The organism is Parendozoicomonas sp. 2304DJ65-17 (assembly GCF_058148445.1).
In genome coordinates this window covers 1-283 of the sequence record NZ_JBYVJV010000046.1, presented here as the reverse complement: position 1 = coordinate 283, position 283 = coordinate 1, and the positions used below count along the sequence as shown (strand labels likewise).

The 283-nt window shown below is 47.0% G+C and carries 1 protein-coding gene; it reads right to left on the bottom strand.

The annotated features are described in order from the left end of the window. Nucleotides 1–283, bottom strand: a 283-nt coding sequence (locus ACY2RR_RS24485) for an FtsW/RodA/SpoVE family cell cycle protein (RefSeq protein ID WP_490110819.1), incomplete at both ends; no start/stop codon positions are given.

Genomic DNA, 283 nt, shown 5'->3' with positions numbered 1-283 from the left:
ACAGAGAAGATAAAGTCTGTATGGGCTTCAGGGAGAAAGAACAGTTTCTGAATACCATTAACTAAACCTTCCCCGGCCCAGCTTCCACGACCAAAGCCAATCAAAGACTGAGTAAGCTGATAACCTGCACCAAACTGGTCAGCCCAAGGATCCTGAAAGCTACTAAGGCGTGCCATCTGGGAAGGCTCAAAAATAATCAGGTATGCGCCACCAGCCACACCAAGAAGAACCAGAACAAGAAATTTTCCTATACGAGCACCCGCCAGGAAAATCATGCCCATAA